The sequence below is a fragment of the Paenibacillus dendritiformis genome (genome assembly GCF_021654795.1).
Taxonomy (GTDB): Bacteria; Bacillota; Bacilli; order Paenibacillales; family Paenibacillaceae; genus Paenibacillus_B.
In genome coordinates this window covers 131,544-152,835 of the sequence record NZ_AP025344.1, presented here as the reverse complement: position 1 = coordinate 152,835, position 21,292 = coordinate 131,544, and the positions used below count along the sequence as shown (strand labels likewise).

At 59.1% G+C, this 21,292-nt stretch carries 16 protein-coding genes; 9 read left to right on the top strand and 7 right to left on the bottom strand.

Going from position 1 to position 21,292, the window contains the following annotated elements:
- Nucleotides 1-62: 62 nt before the first annotated feature.
- Nucleotides 63-1,874 (top strand): glycerophosphoryl diester phosphodiesterase membrane domain-containing protein, encoded by a 1,812-nt coding sequence (locus tag L6439_RS00735; RefSeq protein WP_168180041.1) that lies wholly within the window; start codon nt 63-65, stop codon nt 1,872-1,874.
- Between the two features lie 98 nt (nt 1,875-1,972).
- Here L6439_RS00735 and L6439_RS00730 read toward each other — a convergent pair whose 3' ends face one another.
- The 6 genes from L6439_RS00730 to L6439_RS00705 form a co-directional block, all read right to left on the bottom strand.
- Complete coding sequence (locus L6439_RS00730) at nt 1,973-2,278, bottom strand: MTH1187 family thiamine-binding protein (RefSeq protein WP_168180042.1); 306 nt, start codon at nt 2,276-2,278, stop codon at nt 1,973-1,975.
- A gap of 69 nt (nt 2,279-2,347) precedes the next feature.
- Nucleotides 2,348-3,985 carry a formate--tetrahydrofolate ligase gene (locus L6439_RS00725; RefSeq protein ID WP_213468762.1) on the bottom strand — a complete coding sequence of 546 codons (1,638 nt, stop codon included), beginning with the start codon at nt 3,983-3,985 and terminating at the stop codon, nt 2,348-2,350.
- Nucleotides 3,986-4,219: 234 nt separating this feature from the next.
- Nucleotides 4,220-5,662, bottom strand: a complete 1,443-nt coding sequence (locus tag L6439_RS00720; protein ID WP_237096696.1) for an aldehyde dehydrogenase family protein — start codon at nt 5,660-5,662, stop codon at nt 4,220-4,222.
- Between the two features lie 160 nt (nt 5,663-5,822).
- Entirely contained in the window at nt 5,823-8,072 is a 2,250-nt protein-coding gene (locus L6439_RS00715) for an ATP-dependent helicase (protein WP_213468560.1), read from the bottom strand.
- A gap of 154 nt (nt 8,073-8,226) precedes the next feature.
- Complete coding sequence (locus tag L6439_RS00710; RefSeq protein ID WP_168180046.1) at nt 8,227-8,397, bottom strand: hypothetical protein; 171 nt, start codon at nt 8,395-8,397, stop codon at nt 8,227-8,229.
- Nucleotides 8,398-8,629: 232 nt separating this feature from the next.
- Complete coding sequence (locus L6439_RS00705; protein ID WP_213468559.1) at nt 8,630-9,139, bottom strand: mismatch-specific DNA-glycosylase; 510 nt, start codon at nt 9,137-9,139, stop codon at nt 8,630-8,632.
- A gap of 229 nt (nt 9,140-9,368) precedes the next feature.
- Here L6439_RS00705 and L6439_RS00700 point away from each other — a divergent pair, with 229 nt between their 5' ends.
- From L6439_RS00700 to L6439_RS00690, 3 genes are all read left to right on the top strand, one after another.
- Nucleotides 9,369-10,217 carry an alpha/beta hydrolase family protein gene (locus tag L6439_RS00700; protein ID WP_168180048.1) on the top strand — a complete coding sequence of 283 codons (849 nt, stop codon included), beginning with the start codon at nt 9,369-9,371 and terminating at the stop codon, nt 10,215-10,217.
- 172 nt (nt 10,218-10,389) lie between these two features.
- Nucleotides 10,390-11,277 carry a C40 family peptidase gene (locus tag L6439_RS00695; RefSeq protein WP_213468558.1) on the top strand — a complete coding sequence of 296 codons (888 nt, stop codon included), beginning with the start codon at nt 10,390-10,392 and terminating at the stop codon, nt 11,275-11,277.
- 211 nt (nt 11,278-11,488) lie between these two features.
- Complete coding sequence (locus L6439_RS00690) at nt 11,489-12,172, top strand: M50 family metallopeptidase (protein ID WP_213468557.1); 684 nt, start codon at nt 11,489-11,491, stop codon at nt 12,170-12,172.
- 137 nt (nt 12,173-12,309) lie between these two features.
- On the opposite strand, the gene hprK is transcribed toward L6439_RS00690, so the two are convergent.
- The gene (gene hprK / locus L6439_RS00685) at nt 12,310-13,215 is read right to left on the bottom strand and encodes an HPr(Ser) kinase/phosphatase (protein ID WP_168180051.1); all 906 of its coding nucleotides are present in this window, start codon (nt 13,213-13,215) and stop codon (nt 12,310-12,312) included.
- A 557-nt stretch (nt 13,216-13,772) separates the two neighbouring features.
- Between hprK and L6439_RS00680 the strand changes: the two genes are divergently transcribed.
- From L6439_RS00680 to L6439_RS00660, 5 genes are all read left to right on the top strand, one after another.
- Complete coding sequence (locus L6439_RS00680) at nt 13,773-14,009, top strand: hypothetical protein (protein ID WP_213468556.1); 237 nt, start codon at nt 13,773-13,775, stop codon at nt 14,007-14,009.
- Nucleotides 14,010-14,637: 628 nt separating this feature from the next.
- Nucleotides 14,638-17,484 (top strand): 2-oxoglutarate dehydrogenase E1 component, encoded by a 2,847-nt coding sequence (locus tag L6439_RS00675; RefSeq protein ID WP_213468555.1) that lies wholly within the window; start codon nt 14,638-14,640, stop codon nt 17,482-17,484.
- 17 nt (nt 17,485-17,501) lie between these two features.
- A complete protein-coding gene (gene odhB / locus L6439_RS00670) occupies nt 17,502-18,806 on the top strand; it encodes a 2-oxoglutarate dehydrogenase complex dihydrolipoyllysine-residue succinyltransferase (RefSeq protein WP_213468554.1) in 1,305 nt (434 codons plus the stop codon).
- A 327-nt stretch (nt 18,807-19,133) separates the two neighbouring features.
- Complete coding sequence (locus L6439_RS00665; protein ID WP_213468553.1) at nt 19,134-20,222, top strand: phosphotransferase family protein; 1,089 nt, start codon at nt 19,134-19,136, stop codon at nt 20,220-20,222.
- Nucleotides 20,219-21,292, top strand: a complete 1,074-nt coding sequence (locus L6439_RS00660; protein ID WP_213468552.1) for a hypothetical protein — start codon at nt 20,219-20,221, stop codon at nt 21,290-21,292. Before L6439_RS00665 ends, L6439_RS00660 begins: the two co-directional genes overlap by 4 nt.

Below are 21,292 nucleotides of genomic sequence, written 5' to 3'. Positions count from 1 at the left end.
ATGACGCGCTTCAGGCTGCGTCGAATTGTGGTACATTCTCATCAAAAGGAAACGTATTCAACATGAACACCATGAAACTACGGACGCGGCGTCCGTTTCAAATGATTCGCGGGGTGCTTCAGGTCTGGAAATACGCCTATCGGCCCTTTCTTCTTTTTGAGCTGTTCTACAAACTGATGACAATCGGGTTGTTCATCCCGTTCCTGTCGATCGTGTTCAACAAAATATTGGAGATCGGCGGCTTCGGCGCCGCCGCTAATCACGATCTGCTGCGCTTCGTTCTGAGCCGGTACGGTATGCTCAGTCTCGTCCTGCTCGCTCCGGTGGCCATGATGCTGATTTATACCGAATTCGCCGTTCTTATTTACATCGCATATTACGGGATGCAAGGCAAAACGGTCCGGCTGCGCGCCGTCGTGCTCAAGGCTTTGTCCCGCCTTCCCGGGCTGTGGCGCATCGGGATATTCGGGTTGGCGATGTATCTGCTTCTGCTGTTCCCGCTGCTGAATATGGGCTTTGGCTCCTCGCTGCTGCCGAATGTCACGATCCCGAATTTCATTACCGGCGAGCTGATGAAGACCGGCACCGGGACGGCGGCGTTTGTCTTGTTTTTCACGTTCGTCGCCATTCTGAACCTGCTCTGCATCTATGCGCTGCCCATTCTTGTGCTGGAGGAATCGAACCGGTTCTGGCGCGCCTTCGCCAAGAGCGCACGCCTGTTCTGGAAGAGCAAATGGTCGATTCTCCGGGCCGTCGGCGAATGGGTGCTCGTATTCGCGCTGATCGTCGCCGTCTTCATCGCCCTCATCGCCGCGGGGATTGCCGTCCTTCCGGAGAGTCTGCCCGAGACGGCCATCGTGACGGTCGGCTTCGTCATCAGCTTCGGCATCTACGTGATGACGCTAGTAATGACGCCCCTGTTCATCACCGTCGTCACGCGGCTCTATGTCCGCTATGCCGGGAAGAAGCACATTTCCCTGGAGTCGGGGGAGCTGGATATTACTAAGGGCCACACCCGGGCGGAGAGACGTCTCTTCGCATCGCGGCATCGTCCGAAGCTGGCCCTGTTCGGCCTGCTGATGCTCATTGCGATCGGCTGGGGCGTCACCGTGCTGCTGACCGACTGGGGCGAGGCGAAGGATGAGTTCGTTATTATCGCCCACCGCGGAAATGTGAATACAGGAGTCGAGAATACGCTCGATGCATTCGAGGGGGCAGTCCAGGCCGGGGCCGATTATATCGAGCTCGATATTTTGCAGACGAAGGATCGGAAGCTGGCCGTTATTCATGACCATAATCTGAAGCGCCTCGCGCGGCGCAATGTCAACGTCTATGATCTGACCTTGGCCGAGCTGCAGGACATTCCGCTTTTCCAAAACGGTTATGCCGGACGCGTTCCTTCGCTGGATGAAGTGCTGGATGCGATGAAGGGCCGCATCCGCCTCAACCTCGAACTGAAAACGCATGGCTATGAGACGCCAGATTATGTCTCCGGCTTCATCGATACGATCCGGCGGCATCAAGCCGAGAACGAGGTTGTCGTGTCCAGCCTTGAATATGATCTGCTGCAAGAGGTGAAAGAAAAGGCTCCCGAGCTGAAGGTCGGCTACATTATTTACGCGACCTTCGCGCCGCTGAACCGGTTCGACGCCGACTTCTTCGTCGTGGAAGAGGCGTTTGTCACCGCTCGCCTGGTCGCTTCCGCCAAGCTGATCGGCAAACCGCTCTATGTATGGACGATTAACGACCCGGAACGGGCAGCCCACTTCTATTCTCTCGGGGTCGACGGCATTATTACCGACATCCCGAAGGAAGCCAGAGAAGCCGTCATGGAGCTCGGCGGGGAACCGGTCTTTTTGCTTACTCTGGATTAGCTGTGAGAACGCACAATCGCCTCCCTTCGGCCGTTCCGACCGGGGAGGCGATTGCTGTCAGGCCGCTGGGCAGCAGGCCGGACATTATGGATGCTTATTTACTGAGTCAGCTTTTCCCGCACGGAAGCCAGCTTCTGCCCAATCGATCCGGCCTTGTCGCGGCGATCATCGATTTTGACGACAGTCGATACCCGGGAAGCCCCGCTATGGAACGGGCTTTCATGGAGCGCGCGAATCGCCTCGAACAATCGATCCAGCGGCCCTTCGATAATCGTCCCCATCGCGGTCAGCTCATAGACAATGCCGTCGACCTGCCCGATCGCACGCTGCATATCGGCAACGTACGAGCTCAGGCTCGTCGACTCCGTCCCGATAGGAATGACCGTAATCTCGGCCAGCGCCATGACGCCACCCTCCCTTCTTCACGCTATTCTGGAGATCTTTTTATCCGTTCCAATGACTCCGCCAATATTTTAGCCGCTCAGTCCGACGACGCCCTGCTCCTCATCCAGGCGAATCCGTTCCGCCGCCGGATGCTTCGGCAGCCCGGGCATCGTCAGCACCTGGCCGGTATGAACGACGAGGAAGCCCGCTCCCGCCGACCAGCGAATATCGCGCACCTCCAGCGTGAACCCTTCCGGCGCTCCGAGCAGTCCCGGCCGATCGCTGAACGAATAGGGCGTTTTTGCCATGCATACCGGAAGCTTCGCCGTATCGAATCGCTTGAGCTCGCGCAGGGCCCGCTTGGCGGCCGGGCTGTAGACGACCTCGGAGCCGCGGTAAATGCGGGTGACGATCGCTTCAATCTTCGCTTCGATTGGCAGTTCGTCCTCGTACAGCAGCCGGAATCGTCCCTCTTCCTGAGCGTTGGCCAGCCGCACGACGGCTTCGGCGAGTGCTGCGCCGCCTTCTCCGCCTTTCGCCCATGCTTCGGACAGAATCGCCTCGGTCCCGATTTCGCGGCACATCCGCTGAACGGCCTCCAGCTCCCGCTCCGTATCGGCCGCGAACCGGTTCACCGCGACGACAACCGGCACGCCGAAGCTGCGCATATTCTCCACGTGACGGCGCAGATTGGCAAACCCGGCGGCGAGCGCCTCCGGCGATTCCCGCTCCAGTTGATCCTTAGCCAAGCCGCCGTTATATTTAAGAGCGCGCACCGTCGCGACCAGGACGACAACCGCCGGCGCCAGCCCGGTCTGGCGGCATTTGATATCCATGAATTTCTCCGCGCCCAGATCGGCGCCGAAGCCAGCCTCGGTCACGACATAGTCGGCGAGCTTCAGCGCATATCGCGTCGCCCGCACGCTGCTGCAGCCGTGCGCGATGTTCGCGAACGGACCGCCGTGCACCAGCACCGGGTCCCCTTCCATCGTCTGGACCAGGTTCGGGTAGATGGCGTCCTTCAACAGCACGCACATCGCTTCGACGGCTTGGAGCTGCGACGCGGTTACCGGCTCGCCCTCATAGGTATAGGCGACCACCATCCGGCCGAGTCTTGCCCGCATGTCGTCCATATCCTCGGACAGGCAGAGCACGGCCATAATCTCCGAAGCCGTCGTAATCATGAAGCCGTCTTCTCGCACGGCGCCGTTGCCGTCACCCAGCCCAACGACGATATGCCGCAGCGCCCGGTCGTTCATATCGACCGCCCGCTTCCAGACGATGCGTTCCGGCTGGATGCCGATTGCGTTGCCCTGATACAAATGATTGTCGATCATGGCCGCCAACAGATTATGGGCCGACGTAATCGCGTGAATATCTCCGGTAAAATGAAGATTGATGTCCTCCGCCGGAACAATCTGTGCGCGCCCGCTGCCGGTCGCGCCGCCCTTCATCCCCATACACGGCCCGAGCGACGGCTCGCGCAGCGCCGCCACCGCCTTCCGGCCGATGCGGTTCAGCCCCTGCGTCAGCCCGATCGTCGTCAGCGTCTTGCCTTCCCCCGCCGGCGTCGGATTCATGGCCGAGACGAGAATCAGCTTGCCGTCGGGCCGGTTCGCATTCGCCTCCCATACTTCCCGGCTCAGCTTCGCCTTGTATTTCCCGTAGAGCTCAAGCTGCTCCGCCGGCACGCCGATACGGGCTGCAACGTCAACTATTGGTCTCATCATACGATTACGCTCCCCCTGACTCCTGTCGATACCTTCATTATACATTTCCGTCCCGGACCAAGATATTCACAAATCCGTGACAAACCGTTGACGACGGCACGCGCTGTTACTCAAACCGTTGGACGGTTCCCTTAAGGTTCCGGCGTCCGGGCGCTTCGTCTCCCGCTAGACGCTGCACTGTTTTCCGTTCAGGTTCGGGCATTCGGGTGTCTCGTCCCTTCGAAGTTCTCGTCATGCTGACGGCAAGGTGTTCACGGACACGAATTTCAATTCCGTCATGTCCTGAATCGCATATTTGACGCCTTCCCGGCCGTAGCCGCTTTTCTTGACGCCGCCATACGGCATATGATCGGTCCGGAAGGTCGGGATGTCATTGATGATGATGCCGCCCGCCTCAAGCTCTCGGGCCGCCCGCATCGCATTGGCCAGATTCGCCGTATAAATGCCGGCGTTCAGGCCAAAATCCGAACGGTTCGCCAGCGCAATCGCCTCGTCCAGCGAAGCATAAGGAACGATGGACACGACAGGCGCGAAGGTCTCGCGGCAGGAGACGTCCATATCCGGCGTCACGCCGAGCAGCGCCGTCGGCATGAAGTAACCTCCCTCGCGCCGGCCCCCGCAGGCAACCCGGGCCCCCTGCGCCACGGCCGCGTTCACCCACGCCTCGATGCGCTCTGCTTCGCGCTCGCTAATCATGGCGCTGATGTCGGTCGCCTCATCCAACGGATCGCCGGCGCGCAGTTCCTGGGTTCGCGCCACGAACCGTTCGGTGAACTCTTGGCAGATCGACTCGTGCACATAGATGCGCTGGATGGAGATGCAGACTTGTCCGGCATAGCCGAAGGCCCCCTCCACGCAGCGCGGAATAATCGGCTCCAGCAGCACGCCGGGCTCGACGATGAGCGCCGAATTCGAGCCGAGCTCCAGCGTCGTCTTGCGCAGCCCGGCCTTCGCCTTCAGACGCGCTCCGACCTCCTCGCTGCCTGTAAACGTAATCTTGCGCACGCGCTCGTCCGCAACGAAGCGGTCGCCGACTGCGCGGCCGCTGCCTGTCACGATCTGCAGCGCCCCGTCGGGCAGTCCGGCCTGCCGGAAAATGTCGCCCATCGCGAGCGCGCTAAGCGGCGTCTGGGAGGCCGGCTTCAGCACGACGGCATTGCCGGCGGCCAGAGCTGGACCGAGCTTGTGCGCCACCAGATTCGCCGGGAAATTGAATGGCGTAATCGCGGCCACGACGCCGAGCGGTTCGCGCAGCGTGAAGCCGAACCGGCCTTCTCCGCCCGGCGCCGCATCCATCGGGATCGTCTCGCCGTAGAGACGCTTCGCCTCTTCGGCCGCGAACCGGTACGTCGTAATCGTCCGCTCCATCTCGGCGCGCGCCGCCCGAATCGGCTTGGCCGCTTCCCGGGCCAACTGCCGGGCCAGTTCCTCCCGGCGCGCGCTCATCTGCTCGGCCGCCTTCAGCAAAATATCGGCCCGCGCATGGGCGGGCATCGCCTTCATCTTCGCTGCCGCCCGCTGCGCCCCGGCGATCGCCTCCTCCAGTTCCGCCTCCCCGGCCTGGCTGATGCGGGCCAACAATGCCCCATCATAGGGGGCGAACAGCGGTGCGGTCTCCTCCGTCACCCTCCACTCGCCGTTAATGAACAATCCGTACGTCTCAACCTGCGTCATCGTTATCCCTCTTTCCAAGAACATCATAGCTATGTCCTTATTATACATTACCCTGTAAGGGGGCCGGTTCGGTATCGTCTTCGTCTCAAGAAATAGGAAGAGGCAGCGTGGACTAAACTATGCTGCTACAGCCAAGGGAGAGTCCGTCGTGGCCGGGCAATCACGGATTGGAGCTCTGGAATCGGCGGGCATTGCCGGATTTTTCCGCCAATGCCAACAGCCCGCGGCTCAGACAGGTCGGGGCATGCATCCGCTTCCGCTCGCCGGCGAATTGAATCTCGACAGCCTCCTCATCCAGGCTGACAATCTCGCCGAGTCCGAAGGCCGCATGCTGCACCTTCGTTCCGGCCCCGATCCCGCTCCATGTCCGAATCGCATCGGGGAGCGCCGGGGCCGTCCTTGCCTGCGCCGCGGACGAGGGCGCCGTCGGTGCCGGGCCCGGAGCTGCCGATGGCTGAAGCTTCTCCACATATGACACGAAGCGCGAGCGCTTGGCTTTCTCGCCGCCCCGCTCCCGATAGGACAGCAGCTCCAGATGGGATTTCGCCCGCGTCATGCCCACATAGAACAGCCGAACCGCTTCTTCCATCTGCGCGGTCTCGCCTTTGTCGTAACTGCGGATGTCCTCCTGCGACGGGATAATGCCCTCCACCAGATCAATCATGAACACATGCTCGAACTCCAGCCCCTTCGCGCTGTGAAACGTGGAGAACGTCACCGCGTTCGCGCCGCGGTTCCGCTTGGAGGAAGCCATGATCGACTCCAGCCGCTTCAAGCGCGCCGCGAAGTCCGGCAGCGTAGCGAGGCCGTCGGCGATATTGTCCAGCGTGTTCAGGATGCCGATAATATACTCCTTGCGGAAGCCGAACCGCTCGCATGTTTTCTCGACGGCCTTGTCATAGCCCAGCTTCGTGCGAATGACGCCGATAGCCGCCTGCGGGGTCATCTCCTTCAGCCGGGCGAAGGTTTCCTTGCTTTCCTGCAGCAGACCGACCTGGTAGTCTTTCAGCGGGACATGGCGAAGCAGATTGTCGAAGACCGATTCGCCGTTGTGAATGTCCTTCAATGCCGCCATTTGCTGCTTCGAGATGTACCCGTTGAACTTGAGATGGATTTTTTCCAAAAGATCAGGCCGCCGGTCGGTAAATGCCATCCGCATAAAATTCAGCACATCCTCGACCACCCAATGCGAGAAGAACCGGTTGTCCCCGTCACGGATAAAAAACGGGATGCCAGCGCGATCAAACTCATTCATAAGCGCAATCGAAGAAGAATTGTTGCGGTAGAGCACGGCCGTGTCCCGCAAATTGGCCACGGCGGACACGCGCTCCGCCACCCTTCTCGCCTGATCCTCGTATTCGGCGACCTCCGTAATGGCAATCGGGCGCTGCGGCGGGTTGGCCGTGAACATCTGCTTGTCATACCGCTGCTTGTTCTGCTTGATGAAGCGGTTGGCCACCTCGACGATATTGCGCGATGAGCGGTAATTCCGCTCCATTTTCAGAAGCTTGGCATCCGGGTATATTTGCCTGAATTGAAGCAAATAATCCGGTTCCGCGGCCCGCCACGCATAAATGCTCTGATCATCGTCAGCTACGACGCACAGATTCCTGTGCGGCTGCGCCAGCTTGCGGATGATCTCGTGCTGCACGAGCGAGGTATCCTGGCTCTCATCGGTCAAAATATAATCATAGCGGGACTGGTACCGCTCCAGCAGCTTCCGGTCCCGTCTGAACGCCTCATGGGCGACCGTCAGCATATCGTCGTAATCAAGCAGAAGCTTGTCCGTGCCCGTTCGCTTGAATTGCTCGTACTGCCGGGCGATATGCGCCGCCTTCGGCACGCTGCACGAGACGCGTTCCCACTGGTCCGGGAGAAGCAGCTTATTTTTGACATAGCTGATGTAGGTCGTCAATTCATCCAACTGATCATCGGCGACAGGTTCTCCTCCAATCGTTTTGTACAGCTCCCGGAGAATAAGCTTTTTGTGAAGAACCGGCATTCCCATCGGGGCTTCTTCCCGGTTCTCCAGATCGAGATCCCCTTCGATGATCCGGAAATCGGTGCGCGCATTCCGCAGATGCTCGCGAGTGACCGCGAACGCCAGACTGTGAATCGTCGAGAAATCGACGCTGCGGGCCGGCAGCTCGGGACATAGCCGCGCGAACCGATCCCTCATGTCGGCCGCGGACGCCCTGCTGAAGGTGATCGCCTTGATGCGTGCCGGATCCGACTTCTTTTCCGCGATAAGATACCCGATTTTCATTACGATGGTCGTCGTCTTCCCCGATCCGGGAGAGGCCAGCAGCAGCATCGGCCCGTCCGTATGAAGGACCGCCTCGGTCTGCACGTCATTGAGAACGATGCCCTCCCGCTGCTTGCGTGCCAAGAACCCTTCCTTTACTTGCATGGCCATACTATCCTTTCATTGGTTGCCTGTGGCTGCTCTCGGTTCGAGCCCGATGTTCTCCATTGTACATGTTATCCTCCCATGAAAAAAAGAGCCCGGGCATCCGGACTCTTCGCTGCAGGCACGCCCTAAGGCTGCAAATAAGCGGGAGGGGTTACGATTGACGGTTCATCTCATAATTGTTCTGGTGCATTTCCTTAATGAGATGCTGCAAAAAGTGCTGCTCCTGATGGCTTAGTCCGTGCTGGTTCTCTTGCAGAAGATACTGTTGAATATTGCGGCGCAGCAATTCATTTTTGCGTTCCAACATATGCTCGTTACTCAAAAATCGTCACTCCCTGCTGATTGGATTTACGCATTCCCAATCGATGCGTAAACGGCTTCTGTAAGTATACCGGATAAGGGCCTGTAGTTGAAAATGTCCTGAAAACGCCTCAGCCCGCCTCTCACGACCGGAAGCGCTCTGCTTGAAGCCTGAGCGCTTCCGCTTACAGTTATCCTCCGTCATGCTCGCAAATTCAGGCCTCTGGGCAATCCGCCCAAGCCCCTGCGGGGATTCACTCCCTTTCCTGCTGCCGGGCCAACTGCGCATAGATACCGACAATCTCCTCCAGCTTCATCCTCACAAGCCCGCTGGATGACGGCGCGACGAAATCGCGCACGCCTTCCACGACCGGATCGTCCTGGAACCCCCATTCCACTCCTCTTCGCCCGCTGTATGCCTCATAGACGCCTTTGCCGACGAAGCATACGGTCTGCGGGCGGTACGTCTCGATTTTGCGGCGCAGCAGCTTGCGCCCCTCCGCATATTCGGCCGCAGTGATATCCGCCGCCGTCGGAGTCGGCCGGGCGACGATGTTGGTGAAGCCGTAGCCCAGCTTCAGCAGTTCCCCGTCCTCCTCGGCCCGGTACAAGTTCGGGGTCAAGCCGGACCGGTACAGAATCGTCCAGAAGCGGTTGCGCGGATTGGCGTAATGATGTCCCGTCTCTCCCGAGCGCGGGCTTGGATTGAAGCCGACGAACAGCACGTCCAGGCCCCAGGCAAGATGATCGGGTATTGGATTCATAATTCCCGCCTCCTGTTCTTGTTCTACTTTTAGGGCAACGATAATTAACGGGATAAATAGTAAAGGGCAGCAATTAAGCGCTTGCTGGTTCCCGGGTCAATCCTATGCTTATAATACCTATGAATAGCATCAATTCAAACGCGGCCGATCCGGCGGAAAGAGATAGAGAAAAAAATTGACTGTACTTCTAGAAAATACATGTCTAACGACAAGGACGGGAGGATTCGCCATGCTGCTGCATCTTACCTATCTATCCGGGGGCCACAAGGTCACCGGTTATCTAAGCCTGCCGCCCGGATACCGCTTGGATCCGGAACGGCTTGGGCTCTGGCTTCGCGGCCACTTCGCGTGCCCGGAGCTTCCGCGCCCGGCGGAAGCGGCCTGCGGCTGGCCGCAGGAACGCCGGGACATGGCGGCGGGGCTCTGGCCGGCCCTTCTCTATTGCCGCGGCGGAATGGGCAAGTTCGGCCGCGTGCGGACACATTGGCTGGAGCAGTTCTCCAGCCATGGTTATATCGTCTTCGCCCCCTGCTACCGCGGCAACGAAGGGGGCGAAGGCCGGGACGAATTCGGCGGCGCCGATACGGAGGATGTCCGCGCCGCTTGGCGCATGCTCGCCCAATTGCCGTTCGTCGATGAGCGGCGCATCTCTATCATGGGCTTCTCCCGCGGAGCCATCAACGCGGCCAGGACGGCGGCAAGCGCCCCCGGCATCCACCGCCTCATTCTATGGAGCGGGGTCTCGGATCTGGCGCGGACGTATGAGGAACGGGTCGATCTGCGGCGCATGCTCAAGCGCGTGCTCGGAGGGACGCCCGCCCGGCGGGAGGCGGCGTTCCGCCTTCGCTCCCCGATCCATCTGGCGGAGCGGATTCGCTGTCCCGTCCTGCTTATTCACGGGACGGAGGATGTGCAGGTGCCTTTTGGCCATGCCGTCCGGATGCGGGACCGGCTCTCGGCGCTAGGCAAGGAGGCCGATCTGCATCCCTATCCTGGAGAGGGTCATTTATTCCCGCCCGGGAAGCACCGGGAAGCCGTGGGGCGGATGTTCCGCTGGATCGAGGAGACGAGGCCCTGACTTCGGCGCGCTGTCATACATAACCAGCCCATTCCCGGCGCACACTGCATTGTAGAAGCGTCTGTCGCCTCCTTCGGGAGAGGGAAGACGATGCTGCGAAAAATATAAGCCAAGTTGAGTCCGAACCGGATGCTTTCTTATATTTTATCAAAACGAATGAGGTGAATTCGCCATGGGTTACTCCGGCGTTCGTTTTTTGCTGCTGTGCTGCGCCGCATCATTACTATGGATCACCGCATCCTGCGCAAGGCCGAATCCGATTGAACCGCCCGGTCCGACGAGCACCGCGCTGCTGGACGGATCGCATATCGATGCGAGAGGCTACCGGCTGATTCCGCTGCGCGAAGCCGCGCATGCGCTCGGCTTGCGGATGGAGGATCGCGACCAGGTCGTGCGCATCGGTTATACCGACGTCATCTATGAGCTCTATCCGGGGCGCCCCGAAGCGCTGTCTTCCGGCCAGGCGGTCACGCTGCCGCAGGCGCCGGTCCGGCTCAAGGGAGCGCCGTTCGCGACCGTCGAATCCCTGTCCATGCTGCTCCAGGCTCCGGTGCAATGGAATCCGGAACGGCAGACCCTCGATATCGGAGCTATCCGGAATGCAGGACAGACGCCGGCGCCGCCTGCCGGAGGCAGCTCATCGCGCGGGCTCCATATGGCCGGGACGGGGGTGGACGCCCAAGCCTTGATTCAATATGCAAAGACGTTCCTGGGGGTCCCCTACCAATTCGGCGCCGCTCCTTATGAAGAATCGAAGAAGTTCGACTGCTCCTCCTTCACTCAGCATGTGTTCGCGCATTTCGGAATCAAGCTTCCGCGCGTGGCCCAGGATCAAGCCAAGCAGGGCTCTGCCGTCACCCGCGATAATCTCCAGCCGGGCGATCTGATCTTCTTCACCGTTCCGGGACGGTTCGAGGATGACCGGATTCCGGGACATGTCGGCATCTCTATCGGCAATGGCAAGTTCATTCATACATGGGGCGACCCGGGCGTCCAGATCAGCGATGTGGACGGGGGGCACTGGGGCTCCGTGCGCTTGTCAATCCGCCGGGTCCTCTAACCCGGAGGCCCGTTGCGTTCAGCCAGGCCGGACGAGGCGAAGTTCGTGCGATGTCAGATCTGCGGGAATCGAATGAAGAATAGTTGGGAATCTGCGGCCGGATCACGCTATAATGGATGAGATAATCCGGTGAGACGGAGGAGAAGCCGCGGGACAACCGCTGCCGCTTCCCGCACTCCGGGTTGACCTGAAGGCAAATGGGGGAGCGACGATGAAGCATTGGGGAAAAACCGTCGTATTTCTAGTGGTGGCCGCCGTCTTGACGCGGGTCATTCCGTTTTCTTCTTTCTTTCGCAATGTAGATACGCTCGTGCATGAGTTCGGTCACGCGATCGTCACCCTGCTCGTGTCCGGCAAAGTATTGTATATTCACTTATTCGCCGATCATAGCGGAGTCACGTACTCTTCCGCGGCAGCCCATTCGTGGCGCTTCATTCTTATCGCGCTGGCCGGCTATACCGTCTCGACGATGTTCGCGGTCCTGCTGTTCTACGGGTATGCCCGCGGCAAGCAGCAGACGGGATTAACGGCTATTCTTATCGTGACGGCCATCAGCCTGCTCTTCTTCGTGCGCAATGGCTATGGCGTCATGTGGTGCATCGGCTTCCTGCTCTTGACCGCCGCGATCTGCTTCTGTCCGTGGCCGTGGCTGCGGCAAGGCTATTATTTGCTCGTCGCCTTCATCGCCCTGGTCGAATCGGTTCTGGGCCCGGTGTTCCTGCTGATCCTGGCCGTCCAGAATCCGGGCCAGGCCGGGGATGCCGCCAATCTGGCGCGGCTGACCCCGGTTCCGGCCGCCTTGTGGGCGCTTCTGTTCACGGCGGTCGCCCTGCTCGGAGCGAGGGAATGCCTGCGGTTCTTCCTGCATCCGAAGAGAAGCCCCCGCTCCCGCTAACGGCGCCCGGTCCGCCCGGTCCGGTGCAGCTCCACTTCGCCTCACGCGTACGGGAAATCCCTGCGGGTACAAGCTTCGGGAGCTGCGGCAAGATGGAGGCCGCCCTCGCTTCGGCATAGGGCGGCCTCTTCTTATGCTTACATATTCAGCCGCGAGATGAATTCCTCCGCGGCGCTGTATCCCTGCTGCTGCAAATAATAGTTGTTGGCGGCCGCCTCGACCAGGCTGGCGACATCCCGTCCGGGCTGAAGCTGAATCTGGACGGTCGGAACCTTGACGTCCATATATTCCGTGAACCGGGGCTCCAGCTCCAGTTCGTTGTTCAGCTCGTTGTCCTTCCACTTCGTCAGCTCGATATCGAGCACGATGCGGGTCTCTTCCTGGAAGGCGCTGCGGCCATAGATGCGGGCGACGTTAATGAGTCCGATGCTGCGCAAAGCGAGGAATTCGCGCGTTTTGCCGTCGTGGGTGCCGATCAGGGTCTCCGGGTTCATCTTGCGCAGGACGACCGCGTCATCCGATACGAGGCGGTGTCCCCGGCGAATGAGCGTCAGCGCCGTCTCGCTCTTGCCGATGCCCGACTTGCCGCGCAGCAGAATGCCGATGCCCGCCACGTTCATGCACACGCCATGCACCTGAATCTCGGGCGCCAGCATTTTCGTCAAATAAGAATCAACCAGTCCGATGAACTTCGATGTCGTCATGGAGGTGCGGAGCAGCGGAATGTCTTCCCGCCGGCAATGATCGATCAAGTACGTGAGTTCTTCCTGATCCCGAGTAACGACAAAGCAAGGGGGATGGTATTTCACGACGTTTTTGATCCGGGCATCGCGCTCTTCCTCGGTCAGCGTATGAAGGTACCCGATCTCCTTCAGTCCAAGGACTTGAATGCGTTCCTGCGGGAAAAATTCATAGTACCCGGCGAATTCAAGCCCCGGACGGTGCACGCGCGTCTTGGAAATGGTGCGGTTCAGGCGGTTCCCGCCCGTCAGCACTTCAAGCTTGAACTTCTCCACGAGCTGTTGAATCATGACCGTTTTCATCTCATCACCTCATCGGATCCAATGTTCCTTATATTCTAACAAAAAGAAGAGCGAAAAACCCCTCCATCGTGAAATTTTTCACTACTTTATTTAGAAAAAAATGACTCGTTGGACCAAGAAGGAAAAAAGGAAACCCAGCCGTAGTTTTTCGCTGCAACGAGGACCCCCTTATTCTTAAAGCTTCAGTGGCCGAAAAACTGCAGGAATGCAGTATTCCCTTATGACGCTTACTTCGATAGAGGAATTCCTGCGCTATCCAGGCTGTTGGAAAACCCCTGTTTTTTGCGAAGGGGTGGAGATGGTCCATTTTCCTCATCCAAACTTTGGCTCTCAGAGCGTTTTAACTCGATTATTTCTACCGAGAGAAGAGATCCATCACAGGTGAAAAGTCCCATAGACTACTCAGTGGCCTGATTGTACGGGATCCAAGCGACCGCGTCGGATGCTGGGGCATCATTGGCTTCAGGAAGCCTTATCGGCCTGCTGGAAGCATCGTTGCCTCCCGGGTCTTGGACGTACGGAGGAAATTGCTGCTATTTTACAGGAATTTCGGCTTAATGAGTCCACATCCCGAGGAATTGCTGCAAATCTACATCATTTTAGGCCCTTTTGCTTCAAGCCGAAGCGAAATGGGGGAAATTCCTGTCATTTTGCAGGATTCCCTTTCTGGAATAGTCGTCCATATCGAATTGCTGTATTTCTGCAGGATTTCGCTTACCGAATCGGCGTGTCTGGAGAAATCGTGGAGTTTGGCGGATTTCGCCTGCCGGATGGGCGTGTCAAGTGGGTCATGACGCTGGAGGACCGATCAAAATATCATCGGGCCGTGTAACCAAGCGAAATAGGAAGCAATTCTAAGAACGCATCTTTTTTGTTGGACATGACTCCGATATAGGGGGCCTAGCCGTTTTTACATTAATTTCATAAAACATCAGCCAAATAGGCGTAAATTCCTGCATTAATGCAGGATCTCACTGCATCTTCCATCTTCCGCCGCTATCTTCCCGCCTCCAGCTTCATCCTCTTCGTCCCCTGTCTTTCCATAGATTTGGTGATGCTTCGGGTACGGGAAAACCTTTCCCCCGCATGCCAGGTTGTCTGGAAATCTTTGTGATGTTGCCGATATCACCATTATATTCGAAGTAATCGGGAGAGGGAGTCGCCTCTCGCTTCTAGGTTTCTATTTTCTGCATCAAATTGTATAATAATGTACGTTGAACAATCGTTTCTATGAGAATGGATTGAGAAAAGAAGCTCCGAACATTTACCATGATAAATTCCACATTTTCTTCTCGTAAAAACATCCATTTTGTTTTAATTTCTGGCGAACAAGTGGTACACTAAGTGTAAACGCAAACATTGGGTATGTCATTTTAGATATACTCATAGATTTGGCATAATCCGTAAGGAGGTCTAGCATTCATGTCGGCTGCAGAAGTTACTGAGAAGGAAAGGGTATGGAAGGATTACTATGGACCCAATCTCGGGTACATCCAGGAACAGTACGAGCAATACGTTAACGATCCCGAATCCGTCGAAGCGAATTACCGGGACCTGTTCGCCCGCTTCGGGCCGCCTCCTGCTTCAATCGGTTCCCAAGCAGCAGGAGCCGCTGCTCCGGTCGCGCTGGACGGAGACGGGTTAAATAAAGTCGTCTCCGCCGTCAAGCTGGCCGGCATCATTCGCACCTTCGGCCATCTGGCGGCCGATATCGATCCGTTGGGCATTAATCCGCCCGTGGATACCCGCCGCTTCGAGCCGGAGACCTACGGCTTGACTCGCGCGGATCTGGAAGCTCTGCCCGCCTCGATCGTGCTGAAGGAGGCGCCTGCCAGCGTCCGCACCTGCTGGGATGCGATCGAGCATCTGCGCGCGGTGTACACCCGATCCATCGCGTACGAATTCAGACATGTGCATGACGAGGAAGAATTGAAGTGGCTGCGCAGACATACGGAATGCCTCAACTCGCCGGAGCCGCTAACTCCGGCCGAACGTGTCGCTCTCTTGAAACGGCTCATTGAAGTGGAACAGTTCGAGACGTTCCTGCACCGCACATTCGTCGGGCAGAAGCGCTTCTCGATCGAAGGCACCGATGTTCTCGTGCCGATGCTGGACGAACTCGTCCGCACCTCCGCGGCCAACGGCACTCAGCATATCCTCATGGGCATGGCCCATCGAGGCCGGTTAAACGTGCTCGCGCATGTGCTGGGGAAGCCGTACGGCAAGATTTTCTCGGAGTTCCATCACTCTCCGAACAAGGACCTGTTCCCGTCGGAAGGCTCGATGGGCATCAACTACGGCTGGACCGGCGACGTGAAGTACCATCTGGGCGCCGATCGTTCCGTAACCGAAGGCAATACCGTGCGGACCAAGGTTACGCTCGCGAACAACCCGAGCCATCTGGAGTACGTCAATCCGGTCGTGGAGGGCTTCTCCCGCGCCGCTCAGGATGACCGCAGCCAGCCGGGCTATCCGCGGCAGGATACCGGCAAGGCCGCGACGGTGCTCATGCACGGCGACGCCGCCTTCCCGGGGGAAGGCATCGTCTCGGAGACGCTGAACTTCAACAAGCTGCGCGGCTTCCAGAACGGAGGCACGCTGCACATTATCGTCAACAACCGCATCGGGTTCACGACGAAGAGCGAGGACTCCCGCTCCACGCATTATGCCAGCGACCTGGCCAAGGGCTTCGAGATTCCGATTGTGCACGTGAACGCGGACGATCCGGATGCATGCATCGCGGCCGTTCGCATGGCGGTCGAGTACCGGAGCGTGTTCAAGAAGGACTTCCTGATCGATCTGATCGGTTACCGCCGCCACGGCCACAACGAGATGGACGATCCGGAAGGAACGTCGCCGTTCGTGTACCGCAAGGTGAACCAGCATCCGACCGTATATGCTCTCTATGGCGAGCGGTTGAAGCGGGAAGGCCTGGTCGACGACGCGCAAATTGAACAGATGAAGAAAGACTCCGAAGCCGTCCTGCAGCAGGCGTATGACAAAATGAAGGAGACGACCGACCGGGCGTACCGCCACAATACGGGCGAGCCGCCAAGCCGCTTGTCCGGCAACGGCACCGCCGTGCCTCTCGAGCAGCTGCGGGAGATCAACCGCGAGCTGCTGGTGGTGCCGGAGGGCTTCCAGGTCTATCCGAAGCTGCAGCGTATTTTGCAGCGCCGTGCCAACGCGCTCGACGAGGGCGAGAAGGTCGACTGGGCGCTCGCCGAGACGCTGGCGTTCGCGACGATCCTGGCGGAAGGGCAGCCGATCCGCATCACCGGGCAAGATTCCGAGCGAGGCACCTTCTCGCAGCGCCATCTCGTGCTGCATGACTATAAGACCGGCGATACGTTCTCGCCGCTGCACCGCATTCCGCAGGCGAAGGCCTCCTTCGCTATCTATAACAGCCCGCTGTCCGAGGCGTCCGTGCTCGGGTATGAATACGGCTATAATGTATTTGCGCCAGAGACGCTTGTTATCTGGGAGGCGCAATACGGCGACTTCGCCAATGCGGCGCAAGTCATTTTCGACCAGTTCATCGCTGCCGGCCGGGCGAAATGGAACCAGAAGTCCAACCTCGTCGTCCTGCTGCCGCATGGCTTCGAAGGCCAAGGGCCGGAGCATTCCAGCGCCCGTCTGGAGCGGTTCCTGCAATCGTCCGCCGAGCATAACTGGACGGTTGTCAATCTGACCAGCGCCGCGCAATACTTCCATCTGCTGCGCCGTCAGGCCGCGATCGGCGGAACCGATGACGCGCGTCCGCTCATCGTCATGGCGCCGAAGAGCCTGCTGCGCAACCCGCGTAGCGCGTCGCCGGGCCGCGAGTTCAGCGAAGGGCACTTCCATCCGGTCTGGGATGAAGCCGTGGAAGGACAGCAGCCGAAGAAGGTGGAGCGCCTTATTCTGGCGACCGGCAAGATGGCGATTGATCTGCAGACGGAACTGGAGACATCGGATGGGGATCACTCCTGGCTTCATATCATCCGCGTCGAACAGCTCTATCCGTTCCCGCAAGAAGAGATTGCGGCTATCATCGGACGCTACCCGGCCCTGAAGGAGATCGTCTGGGTGCAGGAAGAGCCGAAAAATATGGGTGCCTGGACGTACATGGAGCCGCGCATTCGCGAAGTGGCTCCGAACAAGGTGCCTGTGCACTATATCGGACGTCCGGAGCATTCCAGCCCGGCGAGCGGATATGCGGATGTCCATAGCTTCGAACAACGCCAAATCATTACCGAATCGTTGCATCGTTCGACAAAAACTAATTAACCTGGGAGGTTACGGTCGTGGCTGAAATCAAAGTGCCTGATCTTGGAGAATCGATATCGGAAGGAACCTTGCATAAATGGCTTGTCAAAGTAGGCGACACGGTAGGTCAAGGGGATCTGCTCGCCGAGTTGGAAACCGATAAAGTCAATCTGGAAATCAGCGCTGAAGAGAGCGGAGTCATTGAATCGATCCTGAGAGGGGAGGGCGAGAATGTCGCTGTCGGCGAAGTCATCGCCGTCATCGGCTCCGGAGCGGGAGCAAGCGCTCAAGCGCCGGCCCCGGCGGCTGAAGCCGCCCAAGCGGCTCCAGCAACGGAAGCGACTGCCGCCGAGAAGGAAAGCGCTCCGGCCGCAGCTCCGGCCGCAGCTCCGGCAGCGCCGGCCCCTGTGCCTGCGCCTGCTGCGGACAGCGGCGCATACTACGCGTCTCCCGCAGCTCGCAAGCTGGCACGGGAGAAGGGCATCGACTTGAACGGCGTGTCTGCGCGCGACCCGATCGGCCGCATCCAGCACGATGACGTGCAGGCGAATTCGGCTCGTCCGGCCGCAGCGCCAGCGGCGGCTCCAGCCGCGCCGGCGAAGCCCGCTGCTCCAGCTTCCGGAGCGGCTGGCGATTCGGCCAAGCCAATCGAGCGCCAGCGCATGTCCCGCCGCCGCCAGACCATTGCGACTCGCCTGGTGGAGGCCCAGCAGACGGCGGCCATGCTGACGACGTTCAACGAAGTCGACATGACCGCGATTCTCGATATCCGCAAGCGGCGCAAAGACGCCTTCAAGGAAAAGCATGATGTCGGTCTCGGCTTCATGTCGTTCTTCACGAAGGCGGTCGTCGGCGCATTGAAGGCTTATCCGCTGCTGAATGCCGAGATCGACGGCCAAGATATTCTCGTGAAGAAATTCTATGACATCGGCATCGCCGTCGCCGCGAAGGAAGGTCTCGTCGTGCCGGTCGTTCGCGACGCGGATCGACTCAGCTTCGCGGAGATCGAGCGCTCCATCGCCGAGCTGGCGACGAAGGCCCGCTCCAACTCGCTGGCGCTGTCCGATCTGCAGGGCGGCTCCTTCACGATTACGAACGGCGGCGTCTTCGGCTCCCTGCTGTCGACGCCGATCTTGAACGCGCCGCAGGTCGGCATCCTCGGCATGCACAAGATCCAGCTGCGTCCGGTCGCGATTGATGAAGAGCGTTCGGAGAACCGTCCGATGATGTATATCGCCCTCTCCTACGATCACCGCATCGTCGATGGAGCGGAAGCGGTCGGATTCCTGGTCAAGGTCAAGGAGATGCTGGAAGATCCGGAGACGCTGCTCCTCGAAGGATAATGCCGTATCACCAAGGGAATAGGTAGCTGAACAGCCGGCTCTGCGGAGCCGGCTGTCTGCATTCTCCGCTGCGCCGGGAGCGATCCGGTTGGCGGCGCGAAGCCCATGTGCCGCAATGCAGACATCCGGCCAACTCGCCCGCGCGCCCCTGCGGAAAATTGCTTTGACTTCCCCGAATCGGCGTGATAGGCTAATTTTGGAGAAATTGCGTAAGGAAAAAGATCGCATCACTCTTGCCCCTATGCGGCTGCCTGCAGGCAGGCCGCTTTTTCTGTATCAGGGTTGGAGCGATCAGCTTTCATTTCAGTTGGAACGGAGGTGCTCCGGTTGACGACAACCGTATTTTTCGCTTCGAAATCGTTAGGCGCTCTGACGGACAGCCAATTGCAGCGGATGCTGGACCGGTTCGGGCTGGGCCGGTTGCTTCGATCCGCGCCTACGGAGCACGGGGTCATGAAGCAGACGCTGTTCGTGACGTCCACAGCCGGGGAGTTCGTGCTGAAGGGCAATCCGCTCTATCCCGGACAGTGGGAGGAAGAAGCGTATTTTATCCGCCATTTGCACGCGAATGCTGGAGTCAAGGTGCCTTATCCCTATCTGATAGATGAAGCGGATGATATTTTTGGGTGGAGCTATGCGCTCATGCCTCGCCTCCCCGGACGGCATATTCACGATCCGGAGCTGCTGCGCCTGCTTCATCGCGAAGATGGGGCGACCATCGCGGCTCAGCTCGGGCACGCCCTGCGTGAGATGCACCGGTGGAAGGCAGTCCATCCTGGGGAATTCGATCCGGACAGCGGACATATTCGCCCGTTCGCCGGCTCCTACACGGCATGGCTGTACGGGATGATTCGCTATTGGCTCGACGACGCCGCGAAGTACTCTGTCATTACGGAGCGGGATAAAGCATGGGTGCAACAGCTCTTGGACGGCGCACAGGCGACGATGGACAGGCTGGACTCCCCCAGCTTCGTCATGGGCGATTTCAAGCCGGAAAACGTGCTCGTCCAGCAAACCGATCGAGGCTGGGAAGTGAGCGGCGTGATCGATTTCACGACGTCCTATTTCGGGGATGCCGCAGCTGACTTGCCGAAGCTGACGGCGCTGTATCTGGAACGGGGAGAAGCAGAGGAAGCCGCCAGCTTCCTGTCCGCCTATATCCAGGGGAGTTCCTTGGCCGGGGAGCACGGTCTGCTGCAGGAACAATGCCTGAACGACTTTCTGGAGCGGTTCCGCATCCATATGCTCCATCAGCGGCTGCTGCGCTGGGGCTGCGCTCATGCGATGAAGCAGATCGCCTGGGATCCGGCACTCTCCTTCTCCGCGTGGGCCGAGCCATATACCGAAGCGGCTGCAAGACTGCTTAGAGCGAGCAACGAAGAGCGAAGAACCCACCCGCGAAGCGAAGGAGAATGAGCATAACGAAAAAGAGCATGTGGATGACATGGACGGCGGCAGCACTCGCCGCGGTAACCCTCCTTGCGGGATGCGGCCAGGAGCGGCAGCCTGTGCCCGCAGCAGAAGAGGCGGCATCCGCTCCCGGCGGCATACCGCCCGCGCCCGGATCAGCGAGTCAGAGCATGCCATCGGAGCCCGGCTCCGCCGCTCAAGCCGCATCCATGCCTGCGGCGGCGCCGGAAACACCCGAATCGCCGGCGGCCCCGCAGGCGGAAGCCCCGCTGGATGCCTCGGCGTGGCTCGGCACATGGAGGTGGATAGAGTCGGATAAATATAATTCCGCCACCATCGAAATTAAAAGCGTCGATGAACGACAGATGGTCTTTTCCTTAATAGCTTTTCATGTAACCAATAGGAAGACGATGGATGGGTCTCACGGCAACATCGAGAACGGCGTGGCCGAGATGGCTGGCAATGAGGCGGTTTTTACGGATGCAGAAGATGAAGACTTTGAACTGCGCATGTCTCTCGCAGTTGATCATCTTACCGTAACAACCAATGAGGACTATAGTGCTTTCGGCGCTTTTGTCACCGTGGACGGCGCCTATGCGCGCTGGACCCCGGAGCCGGCCACTACCGACTGCCTTGTCGTGCCGGGACAATCGATCGGCAAAATCTCGCTCGGGATGACGCAGGATGAAGTCATTCGGCAATTGGGCCAGCCTGCGGCCGCGGAAGAGAACAGGATGATCTATCCAGCCTCGGAGGATGAGATCGTCCTGTATTTGGAGGAGCAGACCGTCCGGCAGATCGCCTTCTCTTCTCCGGCGTTCTCTACGGCGGAAGGAGTCAACACCGGCAATCACGCCGATTATGGCGATTTCTTTGCCCGTTCGGAATACCGGCAGCGCTACCTGCACCTTCGCGAGGACTGGATCGAAGGCGGACTCGCTTTCTTCACCTTCAACTCCGATGCGCCGGAAGGCGACACGGAGCACCGGCAGCAAGTCCGCGGTTATATTTACGAGGGTCAAGAAATGTATGAAGAGCCGCTTATCGGGGCGGAATGGAAGCCTGCCGGCCCTTGA

What these genes read in the sequence shown, in the direction of transcription:
- L6439_RS00735 (WP_168180041.1), top strand. Translation starts at nt 63, where the DNA reads ATGAACACCATGAAACTACGGACGCGGCGTCCGTTTCAAATGATTCGC.
- L6439_RS00730 (WP_168180042.1), bottom strand. Translation starts at nt 2,278, where the DNA reads ATGGCGCTGGCCGAGATTACGGTCATTCCTATCGGGACGGAGTCGACG.
- L6439_RS00725 (WP_213468762.1), bottom strand. Translation starts at nt 3,985, where the DNA reads ATGAGACCAATAGTTGACGTTGCAGCCCGTATCGGCGTGCCGGCGGAG.
- L6439_RS00720 (WP_237096696.1), bottom strand. Translation starts at nt 5,662, where the DNA reads ATGACGCAGGTTGAGACGTACGGATTGTTCATTAACGGCGAGTGGAGG.
- L6439_RS00715 (WP_213468560.1), bottom strand. Translation starts at nt 8,072, where the DNA reads ATGCAAGTAAAGGAAGGGTTCTTGGCACGCAAGCAGCGGGAGGGCATC.
- L6439_RS00705 (WP_213468559.1), bottom strand. Translation starts at nt 9,139, where the DNA reads ATGAATCCAATACCCGATCATCTTGCCTGGGGCCTGGACGTGCTGTTC.
- L6439_RS00700 (WP_168180048.1), top strand. Translation starts at nt 9,369, where the DNA reads ATGCTGCTGCATCTTACCTATCTATCCGGGGGCCACAAGGTCACCGGT.
- L6439_RS00695 (WP_213468558.1), top strand. Translation starts at nt 10,390, where the DNA reads ATGGGTTACTCCGGCGTTCGTTTTTTGCTGCTGTGCTGCGCCGCATCA.
- L6439_RS00690 (WP_213468557.1), top strand. Translation starts at nt 11,489, where the DNA reads ATGAAGCATTGGGGAAAAACCGTCGTATTTCTAGTGGTGGCCGCCGTC.
- hprK (WP_168180051.1), bottom strand. Translation starts at nt 13,215, where the DNA reads ATGAAAACGGTCATGATTCAACAGCTCGTGGAGAAGTTCAAGCTTGAA.
- L6439_RS00680 (WP_213468556.1), top strand. Translation starts at nt 13,773, where the DNA reads ATGAGTCCACATCCCGAGGAATTGCTGCAAATCTACATCATTTTAGGC.
- L6439_RS00675 (WP_213468555.1), top strand. Translation starts at nt 14,638, where the DNA reads ATGTCGGCTGCAGAAGTTACTGAGAAGGAAAGGGTATGGAAGGATTAC.
- L6439_RS00660 (WP_213468552.1), top strand. Translation starts at nt 20,219, where the DNA reads ATGAGCATAACGAAAAAGAGCATGTGGATGACATGGACGGCGGCAGCA.